Origin of the sequence: Marinobacterium halophilum (assembly GCF_003014615.1) — a bacterium.
GTDB classification, from domain to species: domain Bacteria; phylum Pseudomonadota; class Gammaproteobacteria; order Pseudomonadales; family Balneatricaceae; genus Marinobacterium; species Marinobacterium halophilum.
This window is the reverse complement of sequence record NZ_PYGI01000018.1, coordinates 92,780-102,603: the sequence shown is the minus strand read 5'-3', so window position 1 is coordinate 102,603 and position 9,824 is coordinate 92,780. Positions and strand designations below refer to the sequence as shown.

Sequence of the window (9,824 nt, the reverse complement as noted above, 5' to 3'; positions counted from 1 at the left end):
ATTTCAGGCTTGATGGTGGCGGCAAAGCTGGCAATGACACGGGCATCGATCTTGTCGGTTTTCGCGAGTACGCCGATAGCCTGAGCGTAACGCCGAATACTGGTCGGATTGACCACCACGACCGGTAATTCCGCCTGATCACAGGCAAAGACGAAGGCATGTTCATAGCGGCCCGTCGCTTCGGTGACGATGCGTTTGATATTGTGATGTTTGAGCACTTGGATGATCTTGCGAATGTGCTCTTCATCGTTGGGAACTGAGAAATGGAGATCCAGGGGATGAAGTACGATATCGAGTGTGGACTTGCCGACATCGACACCGACGTTTATATCGGTTTGGCTTTCGGTGATGTTCATAATAAGCTGACTCTGCCTTGCTATACGGGCTCGGGGCCCCGATGACTGTTCGAGTTATCGCTAAAGAGTCATGCAGCGCTACCCACTTGTTATCGGTCTCTCGCAAGAGGAGCCGGCGCTACATCGAGCTGCTGCATGAAGGCCCTCAATGGCCGTTGAGGGTGGGTCCCAATTTACCCGGAAATGGCACAGAATTAACCATACAAGAGCATTTCAGGTAGGACGACATAAGTCTTCAAATTGTAAAGCAGTACACTCCCGGTACACTCATCAGCTTGGCTCCCTTCCCCCAAATTACGCTAAGTTACTGTTACTAAACTACTTTCCCTTACGCTCAATTACGCTCAATTACGCTTACATCTCTTTGATTTTAAAGGATTTATGGTTTAATATCAGAACTCATAATCCATTGGTCCCAGGTTCAAGTCCTGGTGGGCCCACCAATATTTTCAACAGCTTACACGCTTACGGATGAGTCGTAGTACCGCAAGTGTCCATATACTGTCCACTTCGGTGCAGAACATGGAGGTACTATGAGAGCTGATCCCAGCGAGCGCATTATTTTTGAACGTGCTCCACAACCAAACCCACCACCTCCCCTCTGGGTACAGATCACCCTTGGCGTTGTCCTTGGCGGCATCGTGCTGTTTAGTCTTTGGTTCGGTTACCAGAAATACCAGGAATACCGATTCGTCCGTTCGCTTGAAGCAGCCACCAACGTCTTGCATGGCAGCATGGAGAGAATGAATGAACAATCCCGCCAGGCGGCCATAGAGCGCCGTAGAACCCTCGAAGCACAAAACCAGGCCCGTCAGCAGCGTTTGGAAGAATCGCGTCTGAGAATGGAGCAGGAGCACATTGCACGTGAAGCACAGCTTGAAGCTGGTCGAGATCGTGCCGAGTATATGCAAAAGCTTTCCGACCCCAAGTGCCAATTCTGGATGGACAACCTGCGTACAACCGGTAGCGATAAAGCAAAGGCTATGGTTGGCTATTACTGTCCGAATTGATAAAGCTGTAAGGTCATGTCCATAACAATCATTTTCTATAAATATTCGATGTGCCTCAGGAAAATTAGCCGCATCCGTAACCAGTAAAACTCAAGCTACCTTGGCCGTATATGGGTCACACGCCACTATCATATGACCCTGCAGCAACCGAATCACTCCTTGTTCAGAAGCACTTAATACTTCCTTTAAAATATCTGAACAGAGGCTGAATTATACAGTTTAATGAACATCTGTTTTGGTCGCAAAAAGGTTACTGTCTCTCAAATCATACACACACATTACGAACGGGAATTTATCTCTTTTTACTATTGTCATCCCCCATCAGATCGTCTAAAAAACGTAATCGAACTGCATTATTTATATGCTTGAATATGCATCCATTCCTACCCTCGTCCATCGGCCCAATCTGCCGGGACTCACTACACAGGGAAGACGCATGAAGATTGGGACACTGGGTTTCCCTGAGGATCAACTGAAGAAGCTGGACAAAATTCTGACGCTGTCCAAAAGCCGATCCATGGCACTGGCCGATTTCGATCCTGCCAGCCTGCCAGATCTGTTACTGGTGATGGGCGACTCGCTCGACGCACATGCACAGATTGCTGAACTACCGGACAGCTTCCGCACACGCCTGGTCCTGGTCAACAAACAAAAACCGGTGAGTGCAGAACACCCCCACATCAAATTGCCTTTCATTTCTTCGCGCGTACTGCGCACGCTGGAAGCCTTTGAGCCGCTGCAACCGGTAGACGTCGCCCGTGCTGTAGCCGCCAATACCGAAGAGCGTGCAACAGTAATCGAAGAGCCGGTCATCACTGCGGCTTCCAACATTCAGGCTGCGGACGAACTTCTGGCTGAACCAGCAGCAGTGCCAGTAACGACGGCAGCCGTCGAACACAGCTCTGATGCTCCCATACAGGCCGATTCAGCCCCGATTGTCCCGCTCAATGACAATGCCAATACTACGCAGGCACAGCCCATGGCTGCTGCCACGACTGCAGACAGTATTGAAGCGGTGGACAAGGACAACCTCTTCAGTAAATATGACGCCCAGATCGAGGAAGTGCGCCGTCTGCAGGCCGAGCGCGAAGCGCAGCAACAAGACCAGCATTATTCAATTTTAGTGGTAGACGATAGCCACCCCATGCAGCAAATGCTGGCTAAAGAGCTTGAGCAGATGGACCAACCAGTCAATATTGATTTTGCCGATGATGGCGAAACCGCATTGGAAAAAGCTGGCCAGAATCATTATGACTTCATTTTTCTCGATATCATGATGCCAGGCATTGATGGTTTCGAGACCTGTACCCGTTTGCGACAGATGCCGGCCCTGAAAAAAACCCCGATCATTATGCTATCGTCGAAAACATCACCACTGGACGAAGTGAAGGGGATAATGGCAGGATCATCCACTTACCTGACCAAGCCGATCAATCCTGTCGAATTTCAGAAGGTGATCAAGCGCGTGTCTCGCTGGGTCAGCGAATTCAAGAACAAATAAGCTAAATCAACACCAACCGAACCCTGGAAATGTATACACATGGCAGTCAACAAGATTCTGATCGTCGAGGATGATCCGGTACAACAGCAATGCCTGAGTGAAATCCTGCACGCCACCGGCGCAGAGATCATCATCGGTTCCAACGGCCAGCAGGGTATTCTCTTGGCGGAATCAGAAAAACCGGATTTGATTTTCATGGATATCGTCATGCCGGAAGTAGACGGTTTCTCTGCCTGTCGTCAAATCACCAACGCCGCCAGCACCAAGGGCATTCCGGTGATTATTGTATCCAGCAAACATGAAGATGCAGACCGGGTATGGGCACAATTACAAGGGGCCAGTGCAATGATTGCCAAGCCCTACAGCAGTCAGGAGATCCTTGATCAGGTCGAGGCATTCAGTTGAGGAGTAATGCGCGTCATGGATGATTTTAGCCTGTCCAGGCTGCCTGAACCTCGTGTGTATTCAAATGAATACGAAGCGCCGGAATTTGATGAAATTCGACACGGTTTCTTGCTCGACGACCAGCATTTCCTGCTGACAACAGGAACTTTTTCCGAGTTGGCACCCAAGGGGCGGATCTGTCCGCTGCCAGACAGCCCGGTCTGGTTTGCCGGTTTTATCAATCACCGCGGAAATACCGTACCGGTATATGACCTGCCTTACCTCGTGCACCAGGAAAGGACCGATTTACGTGCTCAGTATTGGATACTCCTGCTGGGGCAACAGTCTCACACTGCCGGTTTCCTGTTGTCGGAATTCCCGGTGGCTATCATCGACCCCAAACGGCTCAATGAAAATTTGGCACTTTCGGCTGCTCCCAAAGTCCTGCAACCCTTTCTAACTGCACAGTACAGCGCGCAGGGTGCAACCTGGTACGAATTCGACCATCAGGAGCTGCTGAAAAAGTTGAAGCAGTCATTCTATCAACCGGCCACGCTGTTCACTGAAGACTGAACAGCCATCCATTTTTGTTTGGAAGGAACTACACATGCCTCTTTTCTGGGAACTGCAGAACATACGGATGGGGATCAAGTTTGCCATCTCCGGTGTTCTTTTGGTGGCGGGCATCATTGCAATCGCTGTCGCTTACTACCAAACCATTGTCATCGATGAGCAGTCACAGGCGGTCAGCCGCGAAACCCGTCAACTGGCCGAGGACATGTCCAAACTCGACTTTCTGCTGGTGGATACACAGCAAGCGTTAACCGAAGCCCGACTGTCACCCAACACCCAACACATCAACGATTTCACTGTGGCTGCCAACAACTACAACAATCGTCTGCATGCCCTGCTACAGCGTCTGCGCAGCGATGAAGACCGTCATAACATCAGCCAACGTCTTGACAGTTTGGGCCTGACTGACAAATTAGCACGTATCGAAGAAATTCATACCCAAGGAACCGCTCCGACACTGCAGGCCGCGCTGATGCAGCAAACCTTCAACAACCTGCTAACCGACTTGCGTGACGTCAACGCCAGCTTACAATTGTTGACCCGTGTCTATGCCGACCAGGACACCGAAGCACGTACTGTAGCCATGACTCAAATGATCAAGCTGTTCTTTGCATCTCTGGTCATCTTGGGCCTTGCTTTGGCAGTCGCCCTGGCCATCGTCAAATACGGCGTCCTTGACCCGGTACAGCGAATCCAGGACACCGTCGATGCCGTACGTGCTGGTGATACCGAAGCCCGCACCCGCCTCGATAGTAAAGACGAACTGGGACAGATGGCCACGGTACTCGATACCCTGCTGGATGAAAAAGAGGAAGCCCTTGCCAAACAGGCCGCCGAGAACAAGAAACTCAACGCCTCCATCATCGAATTGATCCAGAGCGTATTCAAGATCAGTCAGCGTGACCTGACCGTCCGCGTTCCCGTGGCGGAAGACATCACTGGTGCCGTTGCCGACTCCATTAACCAGCTGACCAACTCGATCGAGAATGTACTGCGGGAAGTCAGCGCCGTTTCCAGCGAGGTCAACAGCACCTCCATTCAGGTTAAAACCCAGTCTGAAGCCGTACTCCTGCAAGCCAACAAGGAACAGGAAGAGATCAACGAGACCCTGGAGGGTCTGGACTCCGCGATCCATGCGATGCAATTGATCGCCAAACTCGCTGCCGTGACCAACAGAGCTTCACAGAAAGCGATCAGCACCACCGAAAACGCCAAGGAATCGGTATCGGCCACCATCGACAGCATCAACAAGATCCGCCAGACCATTCACGAAGCGGAGAAGCGCATCAAACGACTGGGTGAACGTTCTCAGGAGATCGGCGGTATTATCAACCTGATCAACAACATTTCCGAACGTACTCACATCCTGTCATTGAACGCGAGCATGCACGCCGCCTCTGCCGGTGAAGCCGGTCGTGGCTTGATGGTGGTGGTAGATGAAGTACAGCGTCTGGCGGAAAACTCCCGTGAAGCAACCTCCGAGATCGAGAGTCTGGTTAACAACATTCAGCTGGAAACCGCCGACACCATTCACGTCATCAACACGGTAATCGAAGACGTAGTCGCCGGTACACGCCTGGCCGAACAGGCCGGTGAACGTATGGAAGAAACCCGCGCCACCACCCAGTCACTGGTTGAATCCGTCGTACGTATTGCCCAAAACGCCACTGGTCAGGCCAAGCTGGCCCAGAACCTGCGCCAGCGTGCCGGCAGCATCAACGAATTTACCCAAGCTACCAACACCGAAATGCTGCAACAGAAACAGCTCTCTGAGCGACTGGTGGGTGCCGCCGGCGAACTGCAGCGCTCCATCAGCGTATTTAAACTGCAGCAGCATTCGGAGTAACGCGTGACGACCGATATGGCGCAATGGAGCGATGCACAGGAGCAGCTTTCCGCGCTCAAGCTGACGCTGGATGGCACGACCGACTGTAAGCCTGAGTGGCTGGCTGAAAATCTGCAGGCACTGGCGGACAGCTGCCTTGATGCAGGCTTGTCCGGCAGTGCCGACTTGATGGCGATGCTGGCAGAGATCATCGAATCGGAAGAGCAAACAGCACCACTGTCACCGGCGCAACAACAGTTGGTGCAATCATTGCTCACGCTGCTGCCCACCAACGGGGCGACCCCGGCAACGGCAACCGACACGCTGACGTCCCAGCTTGCCGCCTTGGCTTCACCGCTCTGGCAGGCACCTTTGGACGAAGATGATCTCGACGCTCTGCCGGAACTGTTGCTGGAGGACTGGCAACAGTTGACCGATGAAGACCCCGACACGATGTTGGAAGAAGCCCCCCAGTCGGCGATACAGTGCGCAGAAACACCCGACGCACTGGCGGAAGCGCTGCAAACGCTGGCCGAGCCTCTGACCGAGGCAGAAAACCCGTTACCGGCGGACCTGGTCGCGCTGGCGGCCGAGCTGATCAGTAGCTGTGACGATTTGGATCACCCGCTTATTGCCCGTGCCACCCCCCTGCTGCAGGCACTGATTCATGCCCCCGAACGTGCCACCGCCGAGGCCGTCATCGACCTGCTCGCTGCGCCTGAATGGCCCGAGCCCATGGACGCAGACGACCTCGAAGACCAGCGCGCACTGCTGGACGAAGTGTTCGGCGACGCAACAGAGCACGATGACGCTGATGACCAGTCCGCCGTGTCAACACCAGTACCGGAAGAAGAGCACACCGCATCGCTGCTGGATACTGCCGACTCACCCGCTGCTCTGGCCGAGCTGCTGAACCTGTTGAGCGAACCCTTAACCGAGGCCGACAACCCATTGCTCGGTGATCTGGTGGTATTGGCCAGCGAGCTGATCGACAGCTGCGACAGCCTTGATCAGCCTCCGATCAGCCGCATCAAGCCGGTGCTGCATGACCTCATTGAAACCCGCTCCCACGACAGTGCCACGGCGGTTATCGACCTGTTGGCCTCGCCCGAATGGCCCGAGCCCCTGGAAGCCGAGGATCTTGAAGACCAACGTGCCCTGCTGGACGAAATGTTCGCGGCACCGTCACCGGCTATCGATCCGTCACCTGAGCCCATTGCAGCCACTCCAGTGGCAGACGCGGTTATCGACACACCTCTCGTTCCGTTCTGTGAAATCGACATGGCTGCGCTTGAGCAGGCCGGACCGTCCGTCGATCCCGGCATTCTGGGCATGCTCACCGGATCGTTGCAGGCACTTCAGGAACAATGGCAAACAACAGATGCCAACGACACCCTGCTCGAAGCCAGTCTGGACGCTCTGACCCCTCTGGCCCGCGCCTGCAGCACAGTCAATCTGACCGGGTTGCACCTGCTGCTGACCGGACTAGGCTACAACCTGAGCCACTTCCAGCAGCACCCCGGTCAGTTCCAGAACCCTCAGCGTGAACAGATTGCGACCTGCCTGCAGGCTATACATCTGCACCTGGGCGCACTGGCCGACAAGGGTCTCCGTGAAGACCTGATCGATGCCTTCAGTGATGACCGCCTGCCGATCCATGCCGAACCGCAACAGGCCGCGTTTCTGTCCGGGCTTATGGCATTGGCCAGTATCCAGTCACCGGACGACATCGAATGCGAAACCGCTACCGCCGACGAAGTCGCCCTGCAGGTCAGCAGCGAGATCGATCCACAGCTGATGGAAATGCTGTATGACGAATTGCCGGTGTTGGTCGAGGAGTTTCAGCAGCAGCTGCAGGCAGTACTGGTCGACCATGAAGCCGACGCACTGCTCAGTGCCCAGCGCGCCGCTCACACCATCAAGGGTCTGGCCAACATGGCCGGTATTCGCGGTCTGGCCAACCTGACCCACCACCTTGAAGATATTCTTGAAGTCCTGACCGACGCCAAGGTCTTCCCCGGCAGCAAGCTGACACGGGAACTGACCGCAGCCTCGGACTGCCTGGCACAGATGAGTGAAAGCATCACCGAGGAGACTGACGCCCCGGATAATGCCCTGCATCAGCTGCAGCAGTTGATGAACTGGTTCTATCGTCTGCGCACCGAAGGCATTGAGTGCGCAGACGAAGTGCTCGACGACGCCGATCAGGCGATGCCGCCACAGCCGGTCGCGACAACAGCACCGGTCAAGGCCGTCGCATCAGCACCGGCGGCCGACAAGCCGGAGGTCGACAAGGAACATGCGCATATTCGTGTGGCCGTCAGCATCCTCGACAACCTGTTCCGTATTGCCGGTGAGTCCAGCACACTCAATGCCCAGCTCGATGACACCCTGTCGCAGCTGCGCCGTCTCAGCCGCTCCAATCGTGAACGCCAACGTGGTGTACAGAAAGTTCTGTTCGACCTGGAACAGCAACTGCAGGATCACTTCACCCTCAACGCTCACCTGAATGAAAGTGACAGTGATTTCGATCCGCTGGAGATGGACCGCTACAACACCATGCACACGACCCTGTCGCAGCTGCAAGAGGCGGTTGCCGACGTCCGTGAAGTGGATCAGGAAACCGATCACCAGCTGCGCCATCTGGCTGAACTGCATGTGCGCCAAAGCAACCTGCAGGACGAATCACTGGATAACGTGCTGCATACTCGCCAGATTGCGGTTAAAACCATCAGTTCACGCATGCAGCGCATTATGCGTCAGGCCTGCGGCACCGCAGGCAAGCAGGCACGACTGGTAATCGAGGGTGAAGATGTATTGATGGACAGCCAGATCCTTAACCAGCTGGCCGATCCGCTGATGCACATCATTCGTAATGCCGTCGACCATGGCCTGGAAACGCCGCACCTGCGCTTCGAAGCCGGCAAGGACGAAACCGGTACCCTGACCATCAGCTTCAGCCAGCGTAACGGCAAGGTCTATGTCAGCTGCGCAGATGACGGGGCCGGTATTAACCTGACCCGCGTACGCGAGATCGCCGAACAGAAGGGGCTGATCACCGCCGACACCGTACTCAATGACCGTGAGGTCCAGCGCCTGATTCTGGTACCGGGGTTTTCGACCCGTGACGAGATCAGCCAGCTATCCGGCCGAGGCATCGGCATGGACGTGGTCTACCAGCAAGTCACCCGCATGCAGGGGACGCTGAACATCCACTCGACCACAGGGGCCGGCAGCCGTTTCGAACTGTCGATGCCGGCCTCCTCGCTGCTGGTACATGCGCTGTTGGTCCGTTCCGCAGGCGGCCGGGTCTATGCCCTTTCCAGCCATACGGTTGAGCAGAGCCTGCTGTCCATCGATGGCGAGTTTAAACAGACCGACAACGGCACCCGCTTTATCACCGCTGATGGCGAATACCCGGCCTATGCCCTGGATACGTTGATGGGAGAGCCCAAGGCCGATTATCACGGCATGCGCCTGCATCCGGTGTTGCTGGTCAACCTGGATCATGGTGAAAAAGCGGCGGTCATGGTCCGGGAAGTACTGGCCCACCGGGAACTGGTATTCAAACCCTTGGGCGAATACCTGCCGGATATCGCCGGTATTCCCGGCGTAACCATCCTGGCCAACGGTGATGTCGCACCGATCGTTGACCTGCAGGCCCGCATCATCGACCGCAATTCGATTCTGCGCCCGGCCCAGGAAGCGTCCGAACAGGCCTTTGAGCTGCGTCTTCCCCATCTATTGGTTGTTGATGACTCCCTCAGTGCACGCAAGACTCTGGCCACGCTGCTCAGTGACAGCGGCTATCAGGTGACCACTGCCATTGATGGCCTGGATGCTCTGGACAAGGTCCGTTCCGATCCGCCCGAGCTGATTCTGACCGACCTGGAAATGCCGCGCATGACCGGCATGGAACTGGCGGCGATTATCAGGAACAGTAAGCAGTTCAATACGATACCGGTGATCATGATCACCTCAAGGTCAACGCTGAAACACCGTGGCGAAGCAGAAGCCGCCGGTGTTTCAGCGTACCTGACCAAACCCTGGACGGAAGCCGGCGTACTGGAACGAGTGCAGTCACTCCTGTTCTAGACCGCACCGCCTGCAGCTCCGGCCCCGTTCGCGGCGTGCCGGGGCTTTTTTGTGTCCAGACCAACGGTGGACTCACAGGG

Annotated in this window: 7 protein-coding genes; 6 read left to right on the top strand and 1 reads right to left on the bottom strand. The window is 55.1% G+C overall.

Going from position 1 to position 9,824, the window contains the following annotated elements:
- Positions 1-356, bottom strand: a 356-nt coding sequence (locus CLV44_RS13075; RefSeq protein ID WP_146140007.1) for an IS110 family transposase, incomplete at its 3' end; no start/stop codon positions are given.
- A 533-nt stretch (positions 357-889) separates the two neighbouring features.
- Between CLV44_RS13075 and CLV44_RS13070 the strand changes: the two genes are divergently transcribed.
- The 6 genes from CLV44_RS13070 (at position 890) to CLV44_RS13045 (ending at position 9,744) form a co-directional block, all read left to right on the top strand.
- Positions 890-1,366 carry a hypothetical protein gene (locus CLV44_RS13070; protein ID WP_106592559.1) on the top strand — a complete coding sequence of 159 codons (477 nt, stop codon included), beginning with the start codon at positions 890-892 and terminating at the stop codon, positions 1,364-1,366.
- A gap of 436 nt (positions 1,367-1,802) precedes the next feature.
- Positions 1,803-2,867: a response regulator gene (locus CLV44_RS17550; RefSeq protein ID WP_245912691.1), complete on the top strand. Its 1,065-nt coding sequence runs from the start codon at positions 1,803-1,805 to the stop codon at positions 2,865-2,867.
- A gap of 39 nt (positions 2,868-2,906) precedes the next feature.
- Positions 2,907-3,272: a response regulator gene (locus CLV44_RS13060; RefSeq protein WP_106592558.1), complete on the top strand. Its 366-nt coding sequence runs from the start codon at positions 2,907-2,909 to the stop codon at positions 3,270-3,272.
- Between the two features lie 15 nt (positions 3,273-3,287).
- Complete coding sequence (locus CLV44_RS13055) at positions 3,288-3,824, top strand: chemotaxis protein CheW (RefSeq protein ID WP_170069346.1); 537 nt, start codon at positions 3,288-3,290, stop codon at positions 3,822-3,824.
- Between the two features lie 34 nt (positions 3,825-3,858).
- On the top strand, positions 3,859-5,670 hold the full coding sequence (locus CLV44_RS13050; RefSeq protein WP_106592556.1) for a methyl-accepting chemotaxis protein: 1,812 nt from the start codon (positions 3,859-3,861) through the stop codon (positions 5,668-5,670).
- 3 nt (positions 5,671-5,673) lie between these two features.
- Positions 5,674-9,744, top strand: a complete 4,071-nt coding sequence (locus CLV44_RS13045) for a hybrid sensor histidine kinase/response regulator (RefSeq protein ID WP_245912690.1) — start codon at positions 5,674-5,676, stop codon at positions 9,742-9,744.
- Positions 9,745-9,824: the final 80 nt, after the last annotated feature.